The following is a 26,551-nucleotide window of genomic DNA, read 5'->3' on the forward strand; positions in this document are numbered from 1 at the left end:
AAAATTCAAAAAACAAGTCACAAAATTTTAATTTTTCCACTTATTAATTTCTACTAAAAAGAAATGGTGAATTCGTTTTTCTGCTAACATTTGTGTATTTTCACAGTACTTTGTAGTTATGACTTTATAAATCGTCTTAATATGAATATTATCAAAGGGATTGTAATTGTTGGAGGAGGATTAGCTGGACTTACGGCGGCAATACATTTGTCAAAAATTGGACTTAAAGTTATTTTAATTGAGAAAAATGAATATCCAAAGCATAAGGTTTGTGGAGAGTATATTTCAAATGAAATTGTACCTTATTTAAATTGGCTTTCATTGGATATTTCTCAATTAAATCCTACTCAAATTTCAAAGCTAGATTTTTCTACTGCCGATGGTGAATTAATTCAATGTAATTTACCTCTTGGCGGATTTGGGGTTAGTCGCTATGCTTTGGATGATTTCCTTTATAGAAAAGCAATTCAGAATGGTTGTGAAATCATACAGGATAGTGTAGATGATATTGTTTATAAAAATGATTTTTTTACAATTTCTACTTTGAATAACAGAACGATTACAGCTGGAATTGTAATTGGTGCTTTCGGAAAGAGATCTAATATAGATCAAAAATTAAAACGTGAATTTATTACTAAGAAATCGTATTGGTTGGCAGTAAAAGCTCATTATTCAGGTGAATATTCTAATGAATTAGTAGGATTGCACAATTTTAAAGGAGGGTATTGTGGTGTTTCAAAGGTAGAGAATGACGCTGTAAATATTTGTTATTTGGCTAGTTATGATTCATTTAAAAAATATAAAAGTATTGAAGATTTTCAAAATCAGGTTGTAGTTAAGAATCCATATTTAAAATTAATTTTTGATACTAGTGAATTACTTTTTGATACTCCTCTAACAATTAGTCAAATATCATTTGATGCTAAAAACACGGTAGAAAATCATATTTTGATGATTGGTGATACTGCTGGTTTGATTCATCCTTTATGCGGAAACGGTATGGCTATGGCTATTCATAGTGCTAAAATTGTTTCTGAACTGATAGAAAAATTACATAAAAATGAAATAAAATCTAGAAAGCAATTGGAAAAGAGATACATAAAGGAATGGAATCTGAACTTTAAAAAAAGATTAAGAATGGGGCGTTTTTTAACATTTATATTACAAAAACAAAAAACTAGTGCTTTTTTGATGAAAATAATGATTAAATTCCCAAAGTTATTACCAATTATAATAAAGAGAACTCATGGTAAGTTAATAGTTGTAAATGATTAGTATTTTTTGATCTTTAAATTATGATTAATAAAAGCAAGATGTTTATAAAAACAAAATATAGAACCGATGATCCTGAAATAATAGATGATTTTGATTTGGGAGGAGATGTTTTGAAAGAATCATTGGATAAAATTGCACAAATTAATCAGTTATTGGGAGGTAATAAGTTGACTTTAAAAGGAGTTGAAAAATTATTAAAAAAAGTTCCTAGTTTGAATTTGATTACGATTGTGGATGTTGGTTGTGGTAATGGAGATATGTTGCGGAAATTAGCTGATTTCGGTGTTCGAAATAACTTGAATTTTGAACTTGTTGGAATTGATGCTAATAAGTATACTGTGAATTACGCGAACGTTTTGTCTAAAAATTATTCAAATATAAAGTATAGATGTGAAGATGTTTTTAGTGAATCTTTTAGTGAGTTAAAATACGATATAGTATTGTTTACCTTAACATTACATCATTTTGAAAATAAAGAAATTGTTGAAATTTTAAATTTATTTAATACTAATTCTAAGTTTGGATTAGTTATCAATGATTTACATCGAAGTATTATAGCTTATCGATTGTTTCAAGTGATTTGTTTTGTGTTTCGTCTGAATGAAATGTCTCGAAAAGACGGCTTGACTTCTATTTTAAGAGGATTTAAAAAACGAGAATTGCTTGAGTTTTCAGAAAATTTGAAATTTAAAAAATATAGCATTAAGTGGAAATGGGCTTTCCGATATCAATGGATAATTGAGAAATAAAATTAGGTTTAGTTTTTTAATTTTAAAATGTAACTATCAAAAAAATAATGAACGTAAAAATAAAATGTGTTGCGAAGCAGTTGCCTAAGTTTTCAAGGAGTACTGAAGAGATTCTTCCTTTTTTGGATATTTGGTTAGAAGGGCAAGAAGATCGTTTTATTCGAAAAGTAAAGAAAATTTTTGAAGGTGCTGCAGTTGATAAACGGTATTCTATAATGGATCCTATAGCTGTTTTTGAAAATACTTCTTTTGAGGATAAAAATGATATTTACTGTAGAGAAGTAATTATTCTGGGAGAAAAAGTATTAGATAAAGCGTTAAAAAAAGCTGAGTGGTTATCAGAGGAGTTAGATTTTATTATTACTGTAAGTTGTACCGGTATCATGATTCCTTCATTAGATGCCTATTTGATTAATAGTTTGAAATTGAGACAGGATATTGTAAGATTGCCGGTTACAGAAATGGGTTGTGCAGCGGGAATTTCGGGAATTATCTACGCGAAAAATTTCCTAAAAGCGAACCCTGGTAAAAAAGCCGCTGTTATTGCTGTAGAAAGTCCTACAGCTACGTTTCAATTGAATGATTTTTCAATGGCAAACATTGTAAGTGCAGCTATTTTTGGTGATGGAGCAGCATGTGTATTGCTTTCTTCGGTTGAAGAGGAAGAGGGGGTTGAAATTATTGACGAAGAAATGTATCATTTTTATGATAATATTGATATGATGGGGTTTAAACTTACAAATTCTGGATTGCAAATGGTTTTGGATATTGAAGTACCAAATACTATCGCTTCTCATTTTGAAGCTATTGTGCATCCTTTTTTGGAAAAAAACAGTTTAAAAATAAAGGATATTGATCATTTAATTTTTCACCCAGGAGGAAAAAAAATTATACAAATTGTAGAAGAGCTCTTTTTTGATTATGGAAAAAACATTGATGACACGAAAGAGGTTTTAAAATTATATGGGAATATGTCAAGCGCAACTGTATTGTATGTTTTAGAGCGATTTATGGATAAAAAACCTCAAAAAGGATCAAAAGGCTTGATGTTGAGTTTTGGGCCTGGATTTTCGGCTCAAAGAGTGTTATTGGGGTTCTAGATAGTATGTAAAAGTTTTTTTTTCTAAAATAAATTGGTTAATAAATGGATATAATATCAAAATTACCTTATTCTAAGCCGTTTTTGTTTGTTGATAAGATTATCGAAATTAGTGAAGATGGAGTAGTGGGGGAATATTTTTTTGATGAGAATTTGGATTTCTACAAAGGCCATTTTAAAGACAATCCAGTTACACCAGGAGTTATTTTGATAGAAGTTATGGCACAAATTGGATTAGTGTGTTTAGGTATCTATTTGTTAAAAGAAAAAATAAATTTAAAAACTGCAATTTGTTTAACATCAACCGATATTGAATTTTTAAAAGCAGTTTTCCCTAAGGAGAAAGTTACTGTGATTTCGGAAAAAATCTATTTCAGATTTGGAAAGTTAAAGTGTAAAGTAAGTATGAAAAATGAAAAGGATGAAATAGTTTGTAATGGGATAATTTCGGGAATGATGGTTTAAATCTAATTAAATACATGAAAAATCGAGTTGTTGTAACGGGTTTAGGTGTTGTTGCTCCAAATGGGGTAGGGCTTGATGTGTTTCAACATGCGGTAAAAAATGGAATTTCAGGTATTAGGTATTTTGAAGAATTGGAAAGATTAAAATTTTCATGTCAAATAGCTGGAATGCCAAATGTTTCTACAGAATTAGCGTTACAGTATTTTACTGAATTAGAACTTAAAAATTTTAATTCTTCTGGTATTTTATATGGTGTTATAGCAGGAATTGATGCTTGGAAAGATGCTGGACTATCAATAGAGCATTTCGATGAGCCAGATTGGGATAGCGGGACTGTTTTCGGATCTGGAACCTCTGGAATTGATAAATTTAGGGAAAGTATTTATAAAATTGATGATTTTAAAGTTAGGAATTTAGGCAGCTCTTCAGTAATTCAAACAATGAATAGTGGAGTGAGTGCTTATTTAGGAGGTAAATTAGGATTAGGGAATTTGGTATCTTCAAATTCTTCTGCCTGTACTACTGGTGCCGAAAGCATTATTATGGGGTATGATCGTATTCGATCAGGGCAAGCTAAACGTATTTTAGCTGGAAGTACAAGTGATTCCGGACCATATATTTGGGGAGGATTTGATGCGATGCGGGTATGTACCTACAAGCACAATGATTTTCCAGAGATAGCTTCTAGGCCTATGTCAGCTAGTGCCTCGGGATTTGTCCCGGCTAGTGGTGCTGGAGCTTTAGTTTTGGAAGATTTGGAAACGGCATTAGCACGTGGAGCAAGAATATATGCTGAAGTGTTAGGAGGTGCTTTGAACTCTGGAGGACAAAGAGGTTTAGGGACATTAACGGCTCCAAATCCTATAGCAGTCCAAAGATGCATTCAAAATGCGATGAAAAATTCAGGTATTTCGAGTGAAGAAGTTGATGCTATTAATGGTCATCTTACTGCAACTGCTAAGGATGGTTTGGAAATTTCAAATTGGAGTGCGGCATTAAATCGAAAAGGAATTGATTTTCCATATATTAATTCCTTGAAATCGACTGTCGGACATTGCTTGTCGGCTGCTGGAAGTATTGAGAGTGTTGCTACTGTTTTACAATTGCATGAGGGATATGTTTTTCCAAATCGGAATTGTGAAGATTTGCATTCCGAAATTGAGTCAATAGTAGATTCTTCTAGAATTCCAACTCAATTGATTGAAACAGAAATAAATATTATTTTAAAAGCTAGTTTTGGATTTGGAGATGTAAATGGATGTGTTGTTTTTAAAAAATATATATCTTAGTAGCTTTAATATTAAATAGTTAATGTATAAAAATATAGTTTTATGGATAGAGAAGAAGCATTAGAACAGTTGAAAAATATAGTGAAGCCTTATGTTCAAGATCAGGAAGCTTTAGATTCTCTTTCTGAAGAAACAGATTTTATAAATGATTTAAAAATAAATTCGGCTAATCTTGTTGATGTGATATTAGATATTGAAGAAAAGTTTGACATCATAATTGATAACGAGTCAATGAAACAAATGGTCAATGTAAAAGAGGCAATTGGTATTATTGAAACTGAATTACTGAAACAATGATTGGGAATGATATAGTTGATCTTAGGTTAGCTAGAAAAGAAAGTAATTGGAAAAGGAAAGGTTTTTTGGAAAAAATTTTTTCTTTTGAAGAACAAATATTGATTCATAATGATTCTAATCCTGAACTGATGGTTTGGAATCTATGGAGTAGAAAAGAAGCGGCTTATAAAATTTATAATCGATGTACAGGAATTAAAGGTTATTTTCCATGGTTATTACAATGTTATTATGATGATGGAAATTCCGGAAAAGTTGTTATAGATGATTTTGTTTTCTATACTCAAACACAAATCACGGATGCTTACGTTTATTCTGTAGCTGCTACTGATATAGCAGTTTTTACTAAAATAAAATCTTTAGTAACAACTGAAAATATAAAAAAGACCAATGGAATACCTAATATTTTAGATAACAGTACAAATACAATTCAACCTGTTTCTATAACCCATCATGGACGTTTTCAAAAGATAATTTCCTTGTAAAACGATCTGAAATTATTTAATTCCTAATCTTTTTTTCAACTTTAAAAATAATAGAGCAATAGTGTAAGCATCTTCCGAAGGGGAATTGCGATAACTTTTTGGTAGTTTGAAAATTTCGGATAGTTCGTCTAGTGAAAACTGCTTGTCATTTATATCTACAAGTTTTCGATACATGACATCAATATCTAAGGCTTCATTTTTTAATCGACCACATCCTAATCTTATCAAGGCATTATTAATCATGTCAACATCAAAATCAACATGATGGCCTATTAAAATAGCATTTCCGATATATTCTATAAAGGCATGCATTGCTTCGGGTTCACTTAATTTTTTCATTTTACTTTCAAGGATAAATTCATTTGAAAGTCCGTTGTCATGAAAAAATTTGTATTGAAGCAAAATAGATTCAAAATTATCTCCGATATGAATTCGGTTGTTAATTATTGCAAATGATCCAATTGATAATATGACATCACTTTCGGGATTTAAGCCAGAAGTTTCAGTTGTAAATACAACGTATCGTTTTGATTTTTGCTCAAACTTAGAAAGATAAGTTTTCCAAAATTCTGGATGTTCTTTGTTTATGTTTTTTAGCCAATCAAGCATGTTTATGAAAATTGCGTTAGTTTGAAATTACTTTTAATTAACTCTTCGAGTTCTTTCATTGGGGCTAAGGCATTCTTTAATTTTTCTTTGTCTAATTTTGTTAATTCTTTCAAATTAATGAATTGACCTGCATTTTCGTTTTTTAGCCCTTCATTTACTCTAAACTTTGATAAAGTTAAAAATGCTTCCGCGCAATTAAGATAAGTGTCAGAATTTTTGGAATCAATAATTGCTAATTGTTTAAAGCGTAAATAGGTATTGTTTAATCCTTTGATGTTAAAATGTAAAGCAAATAACCTAGCGCCATCAATTAATGGCATTAAAGCTTTTGTTTTAATGTCAAATTCGTCTTTGTGTGGTTCTTCTTCTTCTACAGCAAATTTCTTAAAAAAAGTAAGGGGCGAATTTTTTCTTAAGGCGTCATTGCCTAGAAAATCAAAAAACAAAGAATTGTCCTCTAAATTTTTTTCAATTACATTTTCGATAGCTTCAAATATTTTTTTCTCACCAAAAACGAGTTCTAAATCAAAGAAAATACTACTCAGATCATTGCTATTTTCACCTGGAGTATTCATCCAGCTATCATATTGCTTAGTCCAGTCAGTCAATGATTTACACCAAAGCATATTACTTGCCATATGTCCATTTGGACACAATTCATAACCTACTTTTTCTAGTGTTGCAGTTGTCTTTTTTCCTAATTTCAAAAAGTAATCTCTTACATCTCTGTATTTGTCCGGTAAAACATCTTCAAAGATTAAAATACTATCTTGATCTGTAAGTAATAATTGTTCTTTTCTTCCTTGGCTTCCAATGCTTAGCCAAACAAATCGAGCAGGAGGTGAACCTAGGTCTAATATTGACAATTCGACTGCGCGTTTTAAAATAGCTGAATTTATTTCGCTCGCGATATTGTAAATATTTGAAAGTGGTATATTTTTATGAATTGAATTTTGAATCAATTCAGTTAAGCGTTCTCTAAGATTTTTAAGTTCTTTAGCATTAGATGCTCTTTTAATTTCTTTGATTAGAACACCTGGATTATTGGCCTGTGCAATAATTAAATCATGTTCGGAAATCATTCCTTTGACAACAGATTTATCTGTTCCGTCTAAAGTAACACATAAGTGAGTTACATTATTTTTCAACATCATGAGTTGCGCTTCAGCCAATGAAATATTTTCAACAACAGTTACTACAGGCGAAGACATAATAGTTTTCATAGTTACTGTTAATGGAAATTGTCCCGTAGCAATTTTGGAGCACATATCAGTATGAGTAACGATTCCAATAGGTAAATGGTTATCGCAAATCACAACACTAGACGAGAGATTTTCGGTCATTAGAAATGCAATGTCCTTTGCTACATCATTAATCGTTGCTATTAGTGGTGATCTATTATAGGTTAAAGACTGAAAATATTGCATTTCTGACTTTTGGTCAATGTAAAATACATTATCAGTAGCTAATTTACCTCTTAAATTTTCTTTTTCTTTTGGATTCCAAGTATTTGTAGCAAAGCTTTCTAAAAGAAAGTTAAGTACATCTGGATTATTAGCTACAAAAGGTCTAAATGTCGCAATAGGAATAGCATATACAATACTTTCTTCACGAGATTTAGCAGTCATCATGTAATTATTTTTAGCAAAAAAAGGTCTTAGTCCGAAAACATCACCAGAATGACACTTATTTAAAAGTGTTTCTTCAGCATCAGCAATAACAGATAAATGAATTGTACCAGAAGACACAACATAGAAACAATCGTGTAGTTTGTCATTTATTTGGAATAAAGTTTCGTTCTTCTCCAAATTTAAAACTCTAATATTTGTAGCTATTACAGACAATTCTTGAAAAGTCAAGTTATCAAAAGGTGGGTATACCTTTAAAAAATCAGCTATATTTTCGGCAATTGTATTCATAGTTAGTTTGTAAAGTAATGCACGTAAAAATAATAAAAATAGGTATCAAAACGAAAGGATATAATTTATATTTGATTTATTTATTCTTAGTTAAAATTATCATAAATATCCAATAAATAACATGGCAATAATTATAAATATTTAATTTTAATAGCAAATAAACAAAGAAACTATGAAAATTTTAAAAATCACATTACTAATATTTTGCACTTTTTTTGCAATATCATTTGTAAATGCACAGGAAAAACCAAAAAGCCCGCCAGAAACAGCAACTGGAAAAATCAATGGTACTACAATTCAAATAAATTACGGAAGTCCTTCAGTTAGAGAAAGAAAAATATGGGGAGAATTAGTTCCTTTTGACCAAGTTTGGAGAGCTGGAGCGAATGAGGCAACAACTTTTGAAACTGACAAAGACCTTACAATTGAAGGCGCTAAATTACCAGCAGGTAAATATTCTTTTTTTATAATTCCTAATAAAACAGAAAGTACCATTATTTTTAATAAAGAAGCCAAGCAATGGGGGGCTTATAAATATAATGAAAAAGAAGATCAGCTTCGTGTGAAAGTAAAACCACAAACAACAAGTTCAAAGGTTGAAAAATTAGTTTATGCCATAAATGCAAATGATGTAACTTTAAGTTGGGACAATTGGAATATTGGTTTTAAAGTAAAATAATTGAATAATTAGTTAGTTAAAAAATCATTGTCGTTTTGGCAATGATTTTTTTTTGACATTTTTGAAACGCAAGGTTTATAAAGAGATAAGTAGTGTTTTTTGAATTAAAGATATACGAACAGATTAAAGAAAACATTATGTTCTAATAAAATTCTATTTTACATAATATAAATTATAGTTCATTTATGTTGATCTAAATTTGACTGAAGAACTGCTATTAGTTTGTTATCCATTTGTAACCGTTTAATATTTTAATAACTGAGTTAATTCTAAATTTTATTAATTTAAAAGCCAAATGAAAAAACAACTATTAATGTATAATAGTTTAGAACATAATTTTAAAAGTTACTTTTGCAAAAAAAAAATAAAAAGGTTTTCTAAAAATGACTAAAGCAAAATATTTTCAATTAATTCTGATTTTAGGATCCATGACGGCACTTGGGCCATTTTCAATTGATATGTATTTACCTGGATTTTCAGGAATTGCTCAAGATCTTAATACTACAGTAACCAATGTTTCTATGTCATTATCCAGTTATTTTATTGGAATTTCATTTGGGCAGTTATTATATGGACCATTATTAGATCGTTTTGGAAGAAAAAAACCTTTGTTTATTGGTCTGTTGGTATATATTTTAGCTTCTTTGGCCTGTGTTTTTGTAGCTGATATAAATACGTTCATTGGACTTAGATTTATTCAGGCTGTTGGAAGCTGTGCTGCTACAGTGGCATCTGTTGCGATGGTTAGAGATTTATTTCCAGTAAAGGAAATACCAAATGTGCTTTCTAAGTTAATGTTAGTATTAGGGCTTTCACCAATGCTTGCGCCGACTATTGGTGGTTATGTTACAAGCTATTACGGATGGCACGTTGTATTTTTAATTCTAATGGGAATGGGAATTTTTGTCCTTATTACTTCTCAAATGGGATTGCCTATTACTCGTAAACCAGATACTACAATTTCTTTAAGACCAAGACCAATAATTAAAAATTTTATCTCAATTATAAAAGTACCGCAGTTTTACACATATGCTTTGACTGGAGCAATCTCATTTTCAGGATTGTTTACTTATGTAGCTGCTTCACCAATTTTATTTATGACCATCTTGAAAGTTGATGCGCAAATTTATGGATGGATTTTTGCTTTTATGTCTGTAAGTTTTATTGGTGCCAGTCAGCTTAATTCTCTTTTCTTAAGACGTTTTTCTAGCGAACAGATGATTTTTGCATCATTAATTACTCAAATAATTTTCAGTAGTATTTTTTTAATTTTGGCTATAAATGATTCTTTGGATTTGTATACCACGATTATTATGTTGTTTTTGTTTTTGGGATGTTTAGGTATTTCAAACCCAAATACAGCAGCTTTGACTCTTGCTCCTTTTTCCAAAAATGCAGGAAGTGCTTCAGCATTGATGGGTGCTACTCAATTGGGACTTGGCGCTTTTGCTTCTTTTGCAGTAGGTATTTTTGTGAAAAATTCTATGGTTCCGATGGTTGCCATTATGACTTGTACCACGATTATTGCTTTTATTATTTTGAATATTGGTAAAAGAAAAATAAAGAAAACAATTCTGAATTCCGGAGATGATGAAATTATGATGGGGCATTAAATTTTTATCAATATTTTTTCAAAACTAGACATAGTATTGATTCACTTTACGGGTATAGATTACTTCATCAGTTCGCTTTCGCTTGTGCAAATCTATCTCTCGTTTTTTTTTTAATTACTTGCCTGCCAAATTCTTGCATATAGTTTGCTTGATTTTTTCAACGAATTACAAAAAATGAGTGTCAAATTTGATAAAAATAAGAGCAATCAATGTACATTAGCAACTAGTTTATATTGAATAATTTTTTAAGAAACACACATTATGAAACACTTTAAAAGCATCTTTTTATTTTTTCTATGCATAACCCGCTTTTTCTGTGCCAATGCCCAAGATAATGCAGCTATTAAAGAATTTAATTTTGGTAATAATACTGATAAAAAATCGGGTACACTCATAAATAAAGTTGTTGCTTATACTAAAGCTATTGGATACGGATTTGATTTACAATCCGATAAAAATGTAACATTTGACGAAAGATCAATATCGGCTAAGAGTCCGTTCTATTTTTCGATAAAACTTCCAGAAGGAAATTATAGTGTGGAGGTCGTTTTGGGTGGCAACAACAGCGGAATTACAACTGTAAAGACAGAGTCCAGAAGATTGATGTTACGAGAAATTAAAACTGCGGCAAAAGAAACTAAAACTGCACGTTTTGTGGTCAATATCAGAACCGGAAAATTTGATGTAACCAATACCATTAATCTTAAACCTGCTGAGATTAAGGGGTTGAATTGGGATGAGAAATTAACTTTGGAGTTTTTGGGGACATCAATTGTTCAAGGCATCAAAATTACTCCTATTTCAAAAATCAAAACAATTTATATGGCTGGGGATTCTACCGTTATGGAACATGATTTGGAACCCTGGGCATCTTGGCCACAGTTTTTTCCAAATTATTTGACTACAGATGTAGTGGTTGCCAATTATGCTTGTTCCGGTTTAACGCTCCGTTCTTTTATGTCTGGATATCGATTAGATAAAATTTTATACTTAATGGAACCAGGTGATTATCTTTTTATTGAGTTTGGCCACAATGATGAAAAAGCAACAGGTGAAGGAAAAGAAGCTTCGGGAGCGTATACAGCATTACTAAAGGATTTTATTACCAAAACAAGAAATAAAGGAGGTACTCCAATATTAGTAACTCCGGTGCAAAGACGTTATTTTAATTCTAATGGAACTTTAAAGCCTACTCACGGCGAGTTTCCAGATGCAATGCGAAAAGTGGCTCAAGAGATGCAGGTTCCTTTGATAGATGTTACTAAAATGACAACTTCTTTATACCAAAGCTGGGGTAATGAACTTTCAAAAAAAGCATTCGTTTATTATGCAGACGACACCTTTCCTGGACAAATAAATGCTTTGGCTGATAATGCCCACCTTAATAGCTTTGGTGCCAATGAATTGGCTAAATGCATAGTACAGAATATTAAAAATGCAGGTTTGGATCTTGCTAAAAATATTAAACCTACAGTTCCTTATTATATTTTTAAAAACCCAAGCAAACCAAGTGATTGGACTCTGCCGATGAGCGCCCGATTTGAAATTACCAAACCTGATGGTGAATAAAATTTTAGATTTATAGTAGTTTTTAAAATTGCTTATAGCTATTAATATACAAAACAAACCTTCTCAAAGCGTCTTAAATAAGGATCTATAGCAAGGTTTGTTTTATACTTTGTATTTCTTAAATATGTATCTTCTTATCTACAATTAGAGATTGAATAAAAAAGTTATTAGCTTTATGCATCGACTTTTGCTCTCTTCTCAGGTCTGATGATCATTCTTAAAGATTGATCTTTTGATAAATACGCAATCATCCAATGATAAAAAGTATTTAATCGGTTGCGATATGTGATTAATGACATAAGGTGTACAAATAACCAAATCATCCATGCAAAAAAACCTTTGAAATGCATTTTTGGTTTAGGTAAATCTACAACAGCCTTGTTTTTTCCTATAATTGCCATAGAACCTTTGTCATTGTATTTAAAAGGTTGTAAAGGCTTATTTTGCACTAATAATTTGAAATTTTTAGCCAAATTAACTCCTTGCTGAATTGCTACTTGTGCTAATTGAGGATGTCCTTCAGGAAAACTTTTATCATCAAATTGAATTGAAGTATCACCAATGGCATATATATTTTCGGTAGAAGTTACTTTTTGGAAAGCATCTGTTGTCATTCTTTTGCCGCGACCATAACTTTCGTTTGGAATTCCTTCAAATTCCCGAGCTGAAACCCCTGCTGCCCAAATTAAGTTTTTGGTTTTAATAGTTTTTCCATCATTAAAAAAAACAGTATCATCTTTATAATCAACTACTCGGGTGTTTAATTTTATAACAACTTCTAGTTTTGATAAGGCTTCATAGGTGTCTTTTTGTGATTCTTCACTCATTGGTGATAACAAAGCATCGCCTCCATCAACCAAATAAATATTACTGGCAGATGTATCGAGTTCTGGATATTCTTTGAGTAAAATGTTTTTACGCATCTCTGCAAACATCCCGGAAACTTCAACTCCTGTAGGACCACCACCTGCAATGACAATGGTTAAGAGTGTTCTGCGTTTGCGAATATCTTTGCAAATGGCTGCTTTTTCTAGATTTTTTAGTAAAGCATTACGCATCTCAAGTGCATCATTAAGCGTTTTCATTGGGATGGCATTTTTTTTGACATTTTCCATACCAAAAAAATTAGTTTCTGCGCCCGTTGCAAATACTAAGTGGTCATACTGTAATTCCCCATTATTTAGGATAATTTTGTTTTCGGCTGGAATCACTTTTTGTAATTCACCCAAACGAAATTGCAGATTTTTTTTGCCTGCAAAAAACTTTCTGAAAGGATAACTGATGCTTGAAGGTTCTAAAAAGGCTGTTGCTACTTGATAGATGAGTGGAGGGAAAAAATTGTAATTGTTTTTATCTACAAGGGTTACTTCTATCCCTTTTTCGTTTGCTAGTTCTTTTGCTAAGTTAATACCAGCAAAGCCTCCGCCTATAATTACTATTTGCATATCGTACTTTTATAAAAAGATTATATTTATAAAAGTACGATTTAAATCAGGAGTAAAACCTTAGTTTTTGAATTTTTTAACAGGCTTTTCTGTAGGTTCAGTTTTGTTTTGCAATATATAATTCGCTAACAATTTTTCAATTAATTCGTCTTTGGTAAGATGATGAAAAATGGTTTTTATTTTTGTTTTCAATTCGGCATCAACATCATGATTGGGTTTAGTTTTGAAGATTTGTTTCGCCCACAAAAGTGTATTATTCTCCTCAATACTAGCCACGGATGGTTTTTTGTATTTGGTAAATTGAATTCCTAGTTCTTTTTCAAAATCAGCAATTTCAGCAACTTCTTCAGGCTGTAAAACAGTTAAAGATAACCCTTTTGCCCCTGCCCTAGCCGTTCTACCGCTTCTGTGTACGTATACTTCGTATACATCAGGTAAATGATAATTAACTACATAAGATATTTCCTTTACATCAATTCCTCTTGCAGCTAAATCGGTAGCTACTAAAATATTGATATGTCCTTCACGAAATTGATCCATGATTCGGTCACGGATTCCTTGGGATAAACTTCCATGCAATGCTCCTGATGAAAATCTATTGATAGCAAGATTCTTTGCTAATTTATTAACGGCTGCTTTGGTTTTACAAAAGATAATACCTCGTTCTCCTTCTTTTGAATTAAGAAAATGCATCAAAACATCAAGTTTTTCTATTGGATCTACTACAATATAATTGTGATCAATGCCTTGATTACCCACAGTTTCCATACTAGCACTAACCTGAACTACATTTTTATTTAAGTAATTCTGAATTAATTGCTTGATGGTTCCAGGCATTGTTGCCGAAAACAAGAAGGTTCGGTATGTTTTTGGTAACTCGGTGATGATTTCGTCTAAGCCTTCTTTTAAAATAGAGACCATTTCATCGGCTTCATCCAGAACTAGAAATTTAGTTTCTTTTAGGCTAATAGCTTTGCGTTGCAACAAATCAATCAAACGACCTGGTGTTGCAACAACAATGTGTGTTGGTTCATTTAATCTTTCGATTTGTGGTTTAATTGGAATTCCACCGCAAACTGCTGCTATTGAAACTTCGGGAATGTATTTTGCAAAACTTTCCAGATTGTTGAAAATTTGTTGTCCCAATTCTCGTGTAGGCACTAGAATTACAGCTTGTACGATTGGAGATTGTGTATCTACTAATTGCAATAAAGGCAATCCAAAAGCTGCTGTTTTACCTGTTCCGGTTTTAGCAAGTCCCACGACATCAGTATTGTTTGCTAACAATAAAGGAATAGTTTTTTGCTGAATTTCGGTTGGGGTTACAATTCCCATTTCGGTAATCGCTTTTAGTACAAGAGCTGAAACTCCTAAATCTGAGAATTGATTTGACATATTTTTGTTTTTAATTGTAAATGTTGTTGAATTGCGGAATGTGTTTTAGCCCCGATAGTAGTGGAAATCCTTTTCTTTTTTTCTTTAAAAAAGAAAAGATTGGAACGTATAGCGGGATTAGCTCCTAATTTTTATTATTGTGTTGACTTCAAAAAACTATAAAGACGTACTAATTAGTACGTCTCTACAAAATTATTTAATCGGCTTCGTTCATGATTTTCTCACGATATTTTTTACCGATTAATAAAGTCATTTTTAGCTTGTAATCTTCCATTAGCCATTCTCTGTAGTTTTTACTGCATTGACTTAGGCATTTTGAGAAACGTTTTACACGGTATTCAATATCTGCTTCCAATTCTCTTGAAAGTGCTTTGGCTTCATTTAATTCTTCGGTATTGTCGACACACATTGCAGCATGCTGATCTATCGATTTTTCTAAAACTACTTTAGATCTTAAGTTCTGAGCTATAGCGAGTTTGTGTTCTTCATCTACATCAAAAGTTACCTCTGCAGTTTTGCTAAATTTAGCGCGTAATTCAGGAGGCATCGTATATTTGAAATGCACTTCAATTTCACTGTCGTCTCTTAAATTCTCCAAGTAAAACTCAGGTGATTTAAAGATATGCTGCCAGTTTACAGGATCGCTCCATAGTCCAAAACGAGCTGCGTTATTACCTAAATCGATAACTGCAAATTCATCCTTTCCAGGTAATTTTCGAGAGCCACGACCAATCATTTGGAAATATAAAGTCAAAGATTTGGTTGCTCTGTTCAAAATAATCGTCTCAACCGTTGGCTCATCAAAACCAGTTGTAAGGATTCCTACAGAAGTTAGAATCGCATCTGGTGTGTGTTTGAACCAGTGCAGGATTTCTTTTCGTTCTTCGGTACTGCTGGTATTATCCAAGTGACGAATACCATAACCTGCTTCTCTAAATGTTTCGTAAACATATAAAGAGGTGTTGATACCATTGTTGAAGATCAAGGTTTTTTTGCCTAAAGATTTTTCGGTGTAAGCGTGCAGTAATTTTTCCTGCATGGCCATATTGGTATATAAATCATCGGATGATTTTACTGTGTAATCTCCGTTGATACCTACTTTTAAAGAGGTTAAACCAACATCGTAACTATAAGTAACTGCTTTTGCCAAAAAACCATTATCTATTAATGAGCTAATCGTGTCTCCCACGATAAGTTCATCATAGCTTTGGTGCATTGGCAATTTAATATTAGAACTCAGTGGCGTTGCTGTAACTCCAAGTATGAATGCGTTTTTGAATGATTTTAATAATTTTCTAAAGGAATTGTAATGCGCCTCATCGATAATTACCAAACCAATATTATCTAAATGAAGTTTTTCGTCATTGATACGGTTTTTCAAAGTTTCGACCATGGCAACAAAACATGAATAATCGTTTTGGTCTGGAAGTTCTTTTACTTTACTGTTGATGATTTTGTTTTTTACATCAAATCCTTTAAGCATTTTTGAAGTTTGCTTACACAATTCGATACGGTGTGTAAGTACAACCACTTTTTTGTCGTGTTGTGACAAATAACGGCGCACGATTTCAGAAAAAATCACAGTTTTCCCTCCACCTGTAGGCAATTGATATAATAAATGATGTTGAGCAGGTGCATTGTCTATACGCTCAAATATGGCGTCAATGTCTCCTTTTTGATAAGCGTAAAGTTCTTTTCTTACTTCAGTTTCAATTTCTATACTCTCTTGATGCATTGTTTATTTTTGGATTTTTGCAAAAATACGCCTAAAAAACAGTTATTAAGCCATGTTTTTAAAAAAATTATGCTTGGAAATAAATTAAAATGATTTTTTAAACTGACTTTTAATTTTCTAAAAGCTCAATATTTGCTTTGAAATCAGACAGATTCTGCCATTTTTGTTGCAAAACTTCGTCACAAATGGCAATTAATCGATTTTTAAATTCGCTTATAATTCCATTTGAAATAATGAAATTTAAGGCTTGTTCGAATGAATTAAACATGCTTTTGTAAAATAATTCTTGTCTTATTATGTTTTCTGATGCAAAAGTCTGGGCGATTTCGATGTTATAAAGCATCACATCGGCAATAACGAAGGGGTCTACTCCTAAAACAATGAAGTGTTTGATATATTTTTGAGCAACAGAACGTCTCATTTTAGGTTTTTTTCTTTTGCCTTTTGTCTGCAACGGAAAATATTCATGAGATATTTTTAGTTTGCATTCCTGTAATAATGTTTCTTCTTTTGGGTTGAATACAAAATTATAATACACTTTTACCGGACTGAACTTTTCATACAATTCAAGAATCTGCTCTTCGAGCTGTTCTTTATTGAGTTCATTCAAATATTTTTTTAAATCTCGCTTGCTCATTGTAAAAGTTTAAGAATACAAAAGTAATTTCTTTATTTATCAATACCGCAATTACCAATGTTATTACTTAATTTTGCTTTCGAAATTTAGTTTATGTAAATAATCGTTACATTAACTTACTTTTTTTAATCTAATTTATTTATTTCACATGCTTAAAATTTTCAAGGTTGTAGCCATTTTAGAAGGTATCTCCTATTTGGTGTTGTTTTCAAATATGCTTTTTATAAAACCAACAAATTTAGTACTTTATAAAACATTGCTATACCCTATCGGGATGAGCCATGGTGTATTGTTTATTGGTTATATATTATTAGCTTTTTTATTGAAAAGCTCTCAAAAATGGGATTTAAAAACCTTTGGAATTATATTGATTGCTTCGTTATTGCCATTTGGAACTTTTTACGTCGAAAAAAAATATTTATAGAAAATGAATAAAATAATTCACTCCATATTTACTTTTCTCTATCCTGTTTTCAGAGATTGGGGAATGAGTAGAAGTATAGCAACGTATTTAAGTTTATTTTTCGACTTAATTATACTTTGCGTTCTGGTGTATGGATTGTTTATTGTTTTTCGATTTATATTGGTAACTGTACTGACTATTGTATCTCAAAATACAAAAACGAAATTTGATGATTTATTGGTAAGTAATAAGACGGCAACTTATGTTTCTTATTTGTTTCCGTTAACTTTTGTTGTTCGGTCGGTTCCGGTAATTCTGGATAAATTTGAATATTGGGAAAATTTCTTTAGCCAAATTGTTCGTGTTTACATTGTTCTAATGATTTTGTGGATAATCCGAAGCGTTTTTAATACTCTTCGAGATTATTTAAAATTGAAACCCCGATACAGCGATAAACCAATTGACAGTTTCATTCAAGTTATTATGATTGTGCTATGGATGATTGGTATTACAGTTATTCTTTCAAAATTATTTGATATTGATCAAAAAGAGTTATTGACCATTTTGGGAGCAGTATCGGCAGTAATTATTTTAATTTTTAGGGATACAATTTTAGGTTTTGTGGCCAGTGTTCAGGTTGCTATAAATGATATGGTTCGTATTGGCGATTGGATTACTATGGAACGTTATGGTGCTGATGGTGATGTGATAGAAATCAGTTTGGCTACAGTAAAAGTTCGAAATTTTGACAATACGACTACAACGATTCCAACCTACAGTCTGAGTTCGGATTCTTTTCAAAACTGGAGAGGAATGCTTAATTCTGATGGAAGACGAATTAAAAGACATATTATAATTAAAGCCAGCAGTATTCGTTTTCTAAAAGAAGAAGAGCTTAATGAATTTAAAAAAATAGAATTTTTGAGAGCTTATATTGAGACTCGTAAAATTGAAATTGATAACTATAATAACAGCCATGAAATTGATAAAAGTCTGGCTATAAATGGAAGAAATCTAACTAATTTTGGTTTGTTTCGTAAATATATTACCCAATACCTTCATCAAACTCCTGGTATAAATAAAGACATGACGATGATTTGCAGGCAATTACAACCAACTCCTTATGGTGTACCTCTTGAAGTTTATGCTTTTTCAAAAGACAAACGTTTTGAAAATTACGAATACATCATGGCAGATATATTTGATCACGTTATTGCTTCGGTTTCCTATTTTGATCTGGAAATTTTTGTAATGCCTGCTGAAAATATTGTTAAGGCTTAACTCTAGGGTGCTTATAACCGGTCTTTTACAAACTCAATTTCAGTTTTTCCGTGAGATTTTGGTTTGCCATCTTCACCAAGGTTAACCATTGTGGTGCTGTCTATAGTAATGATTGTTTCGCGAGTCATCATATTTCTGGCTTCACATTTTAATTCGAGAGAACTACGCCCAAATTTAACTACATCTATTCCAATTTCGATTATATCCCCTTGTCTGGCAGAACTTCTAAAATTTATTTCGGACATGTGTTTGGTTACAATTCTGGAATTTTCTAATTGTATAATGGTGTATAAAGCTAGTTCTTCATCAAGCCAGGCTAATAATTTTCCTCCAAATAAAGTTCCGTTAGGGTTTAGGTCTTCTGGTTTTACCCATTTTCTAGTATGAAATCTCATGTTTTTTTATTTAATAATGCTAAAATAAGATTTTGCTATCAGTAAATTTTATATTTTTAAGAAAAAATAAGATGAATCAGAGAGATAAAATAATCAAGGAAATTCGTGGAGAATCATTAGGAGAAACAAACATTCAGTCATTATCAGATGAGTTGTTTCAAAATGAAGTGCTTAGACCTATTTTGAAATTACAGAATGATTTGTTTATTGCCTCCTTTTTAAATTACATCAGTAAATACAAAAGAGATTTTTATACCAGGACGGTTGAAAATAAGTTGAGTATTATTGAAAATGCAATTCAAAAAGATATTAAATTCAGAAATGCTTTAAAAGGGATGATTATCGGATTATTTACAACTGAAGAATATGCGCTTTATATCAAAAATTCTTCGAGTTTAAATAAAAGGATGATGAATTTATTGATTGACAGATTGAAAAGTCAGGTTCAATTGTTTGATGTTGAAAGTTAGTTTTTTTCATTTTCTTAATGTAATAATGGTTACTATAGAATGTATTATAGTAAGTTTTTTACTGTATATTTTATTTTTTTTTTATTTTTGCCCTTCAACTATAGAGAAAACATTTTCTTAAAAAATTCTGATTTTTTCTGCTTTTTATTACGAGTTGCTTTTTATTTTTGATAATAATTACTAAAACGTTTTATTACTTGTGAATTATGAATTTATTGCAATTAATTAGGAGTATAAATATATATATATTGTTTTTTTACTTATTATTGTAATCTATTAATAAATATATTATTTGCAATTATTAGCTATTATTTTTAATATTTAGAAATTATGGAAAGACGTGAGGCACTAAAAAAAATAGCTTATTTAATGGGCGGGGCAATTTCGACTACAACAATGGGGGTTTTATTTGAAAGTTTTACTGTATTCGAACCAGGAAAGAATACGTATTCCTATTTAGCAACAGATGAAGAAATTCTGGCTGAATTTGCTGAAATTATTTTGCCAACAACTTCATTATCTCCTGGTGCAAAAGCTGCTGGAGTTGGTGCATTAATACCATTAATTATAAAAGATTGCTATCCTCCAAAATTGCAGGAAGTTTTTAAGAATGGATTTGAAGCCATGCAGACTAAATGCAAAACAAAATTCAACAAAGAGTTCTTAAAACTTAATAATGAAGAAAAAAATCAACTCATGAATGAGTTGAAACAAGAAACTATTGATGCCAATAGTGAACCTTCTTTCTTTTTACTTGCTAGAGATCTAACCCTTTTAGGTTATTTCTCTTCTGAAATTGGGTGTACAATGGCTCGAGAATATTTACCTATTCCGGGAAGATATGATGGTGCTGTAGAATATAAACCAGGTCAGAAAGCTTGGGCAACATAGTGCCGAAGTGCTGATGATTATTTTTTATTAATTCAAATAAAGGAACTCGTGAATATTAATACAGATTTAAAAAAACAAAATACTTATGACGCAATCGTTATAGGTTCAGGAATAAGTGGCGGATGGGCAGCGAAAGAATTAACGCAAAAAGGGCTAAAAGTCCTAATGTTAGAACGCGGAGAAAATATTGAACATATTAAAGACTATGATTCGGCAATGAAAGCGCCTTGGGAAATAGCCTACTGTGGGAAAATGACCGAAGAACAAAAGAGAACACATCCAGTGCAAACCAGAGATTATCCATACAGCCAAGCCAATGAAAGCTGGTGGGTAAATGATTTGGAATGCCCATACACTGAAGATAAACGATTTGATTGGTACAGAGGTTTTCATGTTGGTGGAAAGTCATTAATGTGGGGACGTCAAAGCTACCGTTTCAGTGATCACAACTTTGAAGATAATATAAAAGATGGTCATGGTAATGACTGGCCAATCCGATATAAAGATATTGCACCTTGGTATGATTATGTAGAAAAATTTGCTGGAATCAGTGGTCAGACAGAAAGTTGGCCTCTGTTGCCTGATGGTCAGTTTTTACCTCCAATGGATATGAATTGCGTTGAAAAATCAGTAAAAGAACGCATCGAAAAGCATTATAACAAATCCCGAATAATGACTATTGGCCGTACGGCAAATCTGACAGTACCTCATTTAGGAAGAGGTAGTTGCCAGTATAGAAATTTATGCAGTAGAGGTTGTCCTTTTGGTGCCTATTTCAGTACACAGTCTTCTACATTACCGGCTGCCATGGCAACAAAAAAACTAACAGTTCGTCCCTACTCTATCGTCAATCATATAATTTATGATAAAGAAACCAAAAAAGCCAAAGGCGTAATGGTTATTGATAGTCAGACTAATGAAAGTATGGAATTCTATGCTAAAATTGTTTTTGTAAATGGTTCAACACTAGGTTCCACTTTTGTTTTATTGAATTCAACTTCTGAGGCTCATCCAAATGGTTTAGGGAATGGAAGCGGACAACTTGGACACAATTTAATGGATCATCATTTTAGATGTGGCGCAGAAGGAACTGTTGAAGGTTTTGAAGATAAATATACTTATGGGCGAAGAGCCAACGGTATTTACATTCCAAGATACCAGAATTTTAATGATGATAAAAGAGATTATTTGCGAGGTTTTGGATATCAAGGAGCGGCAAGTAGAGGAAACTGGCATAAAGAAGTAGCTGAATTAGACTTTGGTGGAGATTTTAAAGAGATTTTATCAAGACCTGCTGAGTCATGGACAATGGGATTAGGTGGTTTTGGAGAAATGCTTCCTTACTACGAAAACAAAGTTTACATTGATCATTCTAAAAAAGATAAGTGGGGACAACCCGTTTTAGCTATTGACTGTGAATACAAAGAAAATGAAGCCAAAATGCGTGAGGATATGATGTATGATGCTGTCGAAATGCTTGAAGCAGCAGGTGTCAAAAACGTAAAACCTTATGATAACGGTTGTTATCCAGGAATGACTATCCACGAAATGGGAACTGCCCGTATGGGTAATGATCCAAAAGAGTCCGTGTTGAACAAATGGAATCAAATGCATGAAGTAAGTAATGTATTTGTTACTGATGGTTCCTGCATGCCTTCAAGTGCTTGTCAAAATCCTTCATTAACATATATGGCTTTGACTGCCAGAGCTTGTGATTATGCTGTAAAAGAATTAAAGAAAAAAAACATCTAGACGAGGATTATTCGAATATGAGAAAATTAAAAATGGGAATGATTGGCGGCGGCAAAAATGCTTTTATCGGAGCAGTACATCGCATTGCAGCAAATATGGATGGATTAATTGAACTGCATTGTGGTGCATTTAGCTCCAATCCTGATGTATCCCTTGAATCCGGTAAAGAATTAGGTTTGTCTCAAGATAAATGTTATGAATCCTATATTCAAATGATTGAAATCGAAGCAAAGCTCGTTCCTGAGGAAAGAATGGACTTCGTTTCAATAGTGACTCCAAATCATGCACACTTTGCTCCTGCTATGTTAGCATTAGAGAATGGTTTTCATGTTGTTTTGGACAAACCCATGACTTTAAGTCTGGCTGAGGCAAAATTATTAGAACAAAAAGTAAAAGATACTGGACTTTATCTGTGTCTGACACATACCTATGCTGGTTATCCGATGGTGAAACAAGCCAGAAATATGGTAGCTGAAAATGATTTCGGTGCTATTCGAAAAATAATGGTTGAATACCCACAAGGCTGGTTAAGTACTGACTTTGAAAATGCTGGAAACAAACAGGCTGTTTGGAGAACAGATCCATCCAAAAGTGGAATCAGTGGATGTATGGGAGACATCGGAACTCATGCGGCACATTTAGCAGAATATATTTCAGGATTGAAAATTACTCAAATCTGTGCCGATATTAATACTGTCGTTGCCAACAGAAGATTGGATGATGACGGAAACGTACTGCTTAAATTTGATAATGGTGCTAATGGGATCTTAGTGGCCAGTCAAATCGCCGCTGGTGAAGAAAATAGCTTAAAAATTAAAGTATATGGAGAAAAAGGCGGTCTGGAATGGCATCAAATGGAACCAAATACTCTAGTGGTGAAATGGTTAGATGCACCTGCTCAATTGTATCGTACAGGAAACGGTTATTTATCACCAATTGCTGCTTTTAATACCAGAATTCCAAGTGGGCATCCAGAAGGATATTTGGAAGCTTTTGGAAATTTATATAAAAATTTTGCACTGACTTTACAGGCAAAATTAGCGGGTGAAAAACCAACGGAAACAATGCTTGATTTTCCAACAGTAGCAGATGGTGTTCGAGGAATGGCTTTTATAGAAAATGTAATTGCTTCTGGAAAATCAACTCAAAAATGGACTGAATTTATAATTTAAATCATATCAAATGACCACAATGCAAGGACCTGCGGTTTTTTTAGCACAATTTATATCTGATGAAGCTCCTTTTAATTCTTTAGAAGGAATTTGCCAATGGGCTGCTAATCTAGATTTTAAAGGTATACAGATTCCAACATTAGATTCTCGTTTTATTGATTTAAAAAAAGCAGCTGAGAGTAAAACGTATGCTGATGAACTTACAGGTACTGTTGCTTCCTACGGATTAAAAATATCTGAGCTTTCAACCCATTTGCAAGGTCAGCTAGTCGCTGTTCATCCAGCTTATGATGATTTCTTTGACGGATTTGCTCCTCAGACTTTGCGAGGTAACCCAAAAGCAAGACAAGAATGGGCAGTGCAACAGTTGCACTATGCTGCAAAAGCTTCTCAAAATTTAGGACTTAATGCACATGCTACTTTTAGCGGTTCATTATTATGGCAATATTTTCATCCTTGGCCACAGCGTCCACCAGGTTTAATTGAAGATGGATTCAAAGAACTGGCAAATCGCTGGTTGCCAATCCTTAATGAATTTGATAAAAATGGCGTGGATGTCTGCTATGAAATTCATCCAGGAGAAGATTTATTTGATGGTGAAACTTATGAAATGTTTCTCAAAGCCGTAAACAATCATGAACGCGCCTGCATATTGTATGACCCTTCACATTTTGTTCTCCAGCAATTGGATTATATTCAATACATCGATTTTTATCATGAACGAATTAGAGCTTTTCACGTAAAAGATGCAGAATTTAATCCAACAGGAAAACAAGGAACTTTTGGAGGGTATCAAAGTTGGTTAAATCGTGCAGGACGTTATCGTTCGCCTGGTGATGGCCAAATTGATTTTAAAACCATTTTCAGCAAATTAGCACAATATGACTATAAAGGCTGGGCTGTAATGGAATGGGAATGCTGTCTAAAAAATCAAGAAGATGGAGCTCGTGAAGGAGCTGAATTTATAAAAAAACACATTATCAAAGTAACAGATAAAGCTTTTGATGATTTTGCAGCGGTAGAGACCAATTCACAGCTTAATAGAAAAAATCTAGGATTATAAAACAATAAATAAAAACATATGAAAATTAAAATTTTAGTAGCAATACTGATTATAGGTGGTTTAAGTTCTTTCTCTGATATTCAAACAATGCCAAATAAATATAGTAGCGTTAAAGATAATGACCAACCTTCTGAAGGAGAAAAATTAATGGCTAAATTAGATTGTGCCACTTGTCATAAAATAGATAAAAAAGTAGTAGGTCCCTCCTATTTAGATATTGCCAAAAAATATCCAACAAATGACAAAAATATTAATTATTTATCTGATAAAATTATTAAAGGAGGTTCTGGAGTCTGGGGTGGAATACCTATGGCAGCACATAGCGCATTAAAAAAAGATGATGCAAAAAAAATTGCTAAATACATTCTCTCATTGAATAAATAAATTGAAAACTATTTATGGATCAAGATTTAAATAAAAAAAATGAACCAGAATCTACTATTCGTAGGGATTTTTTTAAAAAAGGTGTTCTGGCAACTGCTGGCTTAATGATTATTCCCAGGCATGTCATGGGAAGAGGTTTTGTAGCGCCGAGTGACCGATTATTAATTGCCAGTATTGGTGTTGGTGGAAAAGGAAGGTCAGATATAGGTTCTTTTGAAAAAAGTGGTCTTGCAAATGTTGCTTATTTGTGTGATGTTGATACTAGAAGAGCTTCCGATAGTGTGAAATCTTTGCCTAAAGCTAAATTTTACAAGGATTGGCGCGAAATGCTGGACAAAGAGCATAAAAACTTTGATGCCGTTTCAGTTTCTACACCCGATCATAATCATGCTATTCAGGCATTTTCAGCCATGCAATTAGGTAAACATGTATATGTGCAAAAACCAATGGCACATGATATTTACGAAGCTCACATGATGACTCAAGCGGCTGCTCGCTACAAAGTAGTTACGCAAATGGGAAATCAAGGATCTTCAAATGATGGTACTCGAATTCTAAAAGAATGGTACGATGCAGATTTAATTGGGGATGTACATACTGTTTATGCCTGGACAGATAGACCAGTTTGGCCACAAGGGATTCCTTGGTCAACAGCAAAAACTGAAATTCCTAAAGAATTAGATTGGGATTTATGGCTGGGAACTGCTCCGAATAAAAATTATGTTGACAAATTAGTACCTTTCAACTGGCGTGGTTGGTGGGATTATGGAACAGGCGCTTTGGGAGATATGGGTTGTCACTTAATGGAAGCACCATTTTCTGTATTGAATTTAAAATACGCAAAAGATGTACAATGTAGCGTTGGTTCAGTTTATGTTGACGAGTTTAGAAGAGGATATTTCCCTGATAGTTGTCCTCCCTCCAGCCATGTGACATTAACGTTTCCAAAAACTGATAAAACGAAAGGCGATATTAAAATGCATTGGATGGATGGTGGTATTCAGCCAGAACGCCCAGAAGAATTAGGAGCTAACGAGATATTTGGTGATGGAGGAAATGGAACTTTATTCATTGGTACCAAAGGGAAAATGCTTTGCGATACGTATAGTGAAAACCCAAGGTTATTACCTTTAAGCCGTAATGAAAATCTAAAAATAGCCGAAAAATATCCTAGAGTAAAAGATGGTGCTAATGGTCATCAAAAACAATGGATAGAAGGTTGTATTGCTGGATATGGAAAAAAAGAGTTGAGTTCGCCTTTTGAGCTTGCTGGTCCTTTAACAGAAGCTTTATTAATGGCTAATCTTGCCGTTAGAGGTTATGATTTACATAAAGAGGTATTAGGAGAAGATGTGTATCCAGGTCGTTCTGTTAAACTACTTTGGGATAATGAATCTAAGAAAGTAACGAATGTAGACGATGTCAATCAATTTGTAAAACGAAATTATAGAGAAGGTTGGAAAAACCTAAGTTTTTAAAATAT

Annotated in this window: 26 protein-coding genes; 19 read left to right on the forward strand and 7 right to left on the reverse strand. The window is 32.4% G+C overall.

Annotated elements, in window-relative coordinates; all coding sequences use genetic code 11:
- Positions 1-141 precede the first annotated feature (141 nt).
- The 7 genes from CLU82_RS18625 to CLU82_RS18655 are packed head-to-tail and all read left to right on the forward strand — an operon-like array spanning position 142 to position 5,656.
- Entirely contained in the window at positions 142-1,275 is a 1,134-nt protein-coding gene (locus tag CLU82_RS18625; RefSeq protein WP_100844510.1) for an NAD(P)/FAD-dependent oxidoreductase, read from the forward strand.
- Positions 1,276-1,295: 20 nt separating this feature from the next.
- A complete protein-coding gene (locus CLU82_RS18630; protein ID WP_369829040.1) occupies positions 1,296-2,024 on the forward strand; it encodes a methyltransferase domain-containing protein in 729 nt (242 codons plus the stop codon).
- A gap of 47 nt (positions 2,025-2,071) precedes the next feature.
- Entirely contained in the window at positions 2,072-3,124 is a 1,053-nt protein-coding gene (locus CLU82_RS18635) for a type III polyketide synthase (protein ID WP_100844512.1), read from the forward strand.
- A 44-nt stretch (positions 3,125-3,168) separates the two neighbouring features.
- Positions 3,169-3,588, forward strand: a complete 420-nt coding sequence (locus CLU82_RS18640; protein ID WP_100844513.1) for a 3-hydroxyacyl-ACP dehydratase FabZ family protein — start codon at positions 3,169-3,171, stop codon at positions 3,586-3,588.
- 14 nt (positions 3,589-3,602) lie between these two features.
- Positions 3,603-4,877: a beta-ketoacyl synthase gene (locus tag CLU82_RS18645; RefSeq protein ID WP_100844514.1), complete on the forward strand. Its 1,275-nt coding sequence runs from the start codon at positions 3,603-3,605 to the stop codon at positions 4,875-4,877.
- A 42-nt stretch (positions 4,878-4,919) separates the two neighbouring features.
- Positions 4,920-5,174: an acyl carrier protein gene (locus tag CLU82_RS18650; protein ID WP_100844515.1), complete on the forward strand. Its 255-nt coding sequence runs from the start codon at positions 4,920-4,922 to the stop codon at positions 5,172-5,174.
- Positions 5,171-5,656, forward strand: a complete 486-nt coding sequence (locus tag CLU82_RS18655) for a 4'-phosphopantetheinyl transferase superfamily protein (RefSeq protein ID WP_100844516.1) — start codon at positions 5,171-5,173, stop codon at positions 5,654-5,656. The genes CLU82_RS18650 and CLU82_RS18655 overlap by 4 nt, the downstream gene beginning before the upstream one ends.
- A gap of 12 nt (positions 5,657-5,668) precedes the next feature.
- On the opposite strand, the gene CLU82_RS18660 is transcribed toward CLU82_RS18655, so the two are convergent.
- The gene (locus CLU82_RS18660) at positions 5,669-6,265 is read right to left on the reverse strand and encodes a 3'-5' exonuclease (RefSeq protein WP_100844517.1); all 597 of its coding nucleotides are present in this window, start codon (positions 6,263-6,265) and stop codon (positions 5,669-5,671) included.
- A gap of 2 nt (positions 6,266-6,267) precedes the next feature.
- The gene (locus CLU82_RS18665; protein WP_100844518.1) at positions 6,268-8,184 is read right to left on the reverse strand and encodes a DUF294 nucleotidyltransferase-like domain-containing protein; all 1,917 of its coding nucleotides are present in this window, start codon (positions 8,182-8,184) and stop codon (positions 6,268-6,270) included.
- Positions 8,185-8,356: 172 nt separating this feature from the next.
- Here CLU82_RS18665 and CLU82_RS18670 point away from each other — a divergent pair, with 172 nt between their 5' ends.
- From CLU82_RS18670 to CLU82_RS18680, 3 genes are all read left to right on the forward strand, one after another.
- Positions 8,357-8,863 carry a DUF2911 domain-containing protein gene (locus CLU82_RS18670; RefSeq protein WP_100844519.1) on the forward strand — a complete coding sequence of 169 codons (507 nt, stop codon included), beginning with the start codon at positions 8,357-8,359 and terminating at the stop codon, positions 8,861-8,863.
- A gap of 383 nt (positions 8,864-9,246) precedes the next feature.
- Positions 9,247-10,476 carry a multidrug effflux MFS transporter gene (locus tag CLU82_RS18675; protein WP_100844520.1) on the forward strand — a complete coding sequence of 410 codons (1,230 nt, stop codon included), beginning with the start codon at positions 9,247-9,249 and terminating at the stop codon, positions 10,474-10,476.
- A gap of 261 nt (positions 10,477-10,737) precedes the next feature.
- Positions 10,738-12,045 carry a rhamnogalacturonan acetylesterase gene (locus CLU82_RS18680; protein ID WP_100844521.1) on the forward strand — a complete coding sequence of 436 codons (1,308 nt, stop codon included), beginning with the start codon at positions 10,738-10,740 and terminating at the stop codon, positions 12,043-12,045.
- 173 nt (positions 12,046-12,218) lie between these two features.
- Here the strand turns inward: CLU82_RS18680 and CLU82_RS18685 are convergent, their stop codons facing one another.
- The 4 genes from CLU82_RS18685 to CLU82_RS18700 all read right to left on the reverse strand — a co-directional run bounded on the left by CLU82_RS18685 (position 12,219) and on the right by CLU82_RS18700 (position 17,257).
- Complete coding sequence (locus CLU82_RS18685) at positions 12,219-13,490, reverse strand: NAD(P)/FAD-dependent oxidoreductase (protein WP_100844522.1); 1,272 nt, start codon at positions 13,488-13,490, stop codon at positions 12,219-12,221.
- Positions 13,491-13,550: 60 nt separating this feature from the next.
- Complete coding sequence (locus tag CLU82_RS18690) at positions 13,551-14,885, reverse strand: DEAD/DEAH box helicase (protein WP_100844523.1); 1,335 nt, start codon at positions 14,883-14,885, stop codon at positions 13,551-13,553.
- A gap of 196 nt (positions 14,886-15,081) precedes the next feature.
- Positions 15,082-16,620, reverse strand: coding sequence for a DEAD/DEAH box helicase (locus CLU82_RS18695; RefSeq protein ID WP_100844524.1), 1,539 nt, complete (start codon positions 16,618-16,620; stop codon positions 15,082-15,084).
- 109 nt (positions 16,621-16,729) lie between these two features.
- Positions 16,730-17,257, reverse strand: coding sequence for a DUF6155 family protein (locus tag CLU82_RS18700; RefSeq protein ID WP_100844525.1), 528 nt, complete (start codon positions 17,255-17,257; stop codon positions 16,730-16,732).
- A gap of 148 nt (positions 17,258-17,405) precedes the next feature.
- On the opposite strand from CLU82_RS18700, the gene CLU82_RS18705 reads away from it, so the two are divergent.
- Positions 17,406-17,681 (forward strand): DUF3817 domain-containing protein, encoded by a 276-nt coding sequence (locus CLU82_RS18705; protein WP_100844526.1) that lies wholly within the window; start codon positions 17,406-17,408, stop codon positions 17,679-17,681.
- Between the two features lie 3 nt (positions 17,682-17,684).
- The gene (locus CLU82_RS18710) at positions 17,685-18,941 is read left to right on the forward strand and encodes a mechanosensitive ion channel family protein (RefSeq protein ID WP_100844527.1); all 1,257 of its coding nucleotides are present in this window, start codon (positions 17,685-17,687) and stop codon (positions 18,939-18,941) included.
- Between the two features lie 11 nt (positions 18,942-18,952).
- Here the strand turns inward: CLU82_RS18710 and CLU82_RS18715 are convergent, their stop codons facing one another.
- A complete protein-coding gene (locus CLU82_RS18715) occupies positions 18,953-19,336 on the reverse strand; it encodes an acyl-CoA thioesterase (protein ID WP_100844528.1) in 384 nt (127 codons plus the stop codon).
- A gap of 71 nt (positions 19,337-19,407) precedes the next feature.
- Between CLU82_RS18715 and CLU82_RS18720 the strand changes: the two genes are divergently transcribed.
- From CLU82_RS18720 to CLU82_RS18750, 7 genes are all read left to right on the forward strand, one after another.
- The gene (locus tag CLU82_RS18720) at positions 19,408-19,806 is read left to right on the forward strand and encodes a glyoxalase (protein ID WP_100844529.1); all 399 of its coding nucleotides are present in this window, start codon (positions 19,408-19,410) and stop codon (positions 19,804-19,806) included.
- A gap of 330 nt (positions 19,807-20,136) precedes the next feature.
- Positions 20,137-20,697, forward strand: a complete 561-nt coding sequence (locus tag CLU82_RS18725) for a gluconate 2-dehydrogenase subunit 3 family protein (RefSeq protein WP_100844530.1) — start codon at positions 20,137-20,139, stop codon at positions 20,695-20,697.
- Between the two features lie 48 nt (positions 20,698-20,745).
- A complete protein-coding gene (locus CLU82_RS18730) occupies positions 20,746-22,449 on the forward strand; it encodes a GMC oxidoreductase (protein WP_100844531.1) in 1,704 nt (567 codons plus the stop codon).
- 17 nt (positions 22,450-22,466) lie between these two features.
- Positions 22,467-23,621: a Gfo/Idh/MocA family protein gene (locus CLU82_RS18735; protein WP_232735273.1), complete on the forward strand. Its 1,155-nt coding sequence runs from the start codon at positions 22,467-22,469 to the stop codon at positions 23,619-23,621.
- A 10-nt stretch (positions 23,622-23,631) separates the two neighbouring features.
- Positions 23,632-24,684 (forward strand): sugar phosphate isomerase/epimerase, encoded by a 1,053-nt coding sequence (locus CLU82_RS18740; RefSeq protein ID WP_100844532.1) that lies wholly within the window; start codon positions 23,632-23,634, stop codon positions 24,682-24,684.
- Between the two features lie 18 nt (positions 24,685-24,702).
- Entirely contained in the window at positions 24,703-25,068 is a 366-nt protein-coding gene (locus tag CLU82_RS18745; RefSeq protein WP_100844533.1) for a c-type cytochrome, read from the forward strand.
- 14 nt (positions 25,069-25,082) lie between these two features.
- Positions 25,083-26,546 (forward strand): Gfo/Idh/MocA family protein, encoded by a 1,464-nt coding sequence (locus CLU82_RS18750; protein ID WP_100844534.1) that lies wholly within the window; start codon positions 25,083-25,085, stop codon positions 26,544-26,546.
- Positions 26,547-26,551 lie beyond the last annotated feature (5 nt).

This window comes from Flavobacterium sp. 5 (assembly GCF_002813295.1).
Taxonomy (GTDB): Bacteria; Bacteroidota; Bacteroidia; order Flavobacteriales; family Flavobacteriaceae; genus Flavobacterium.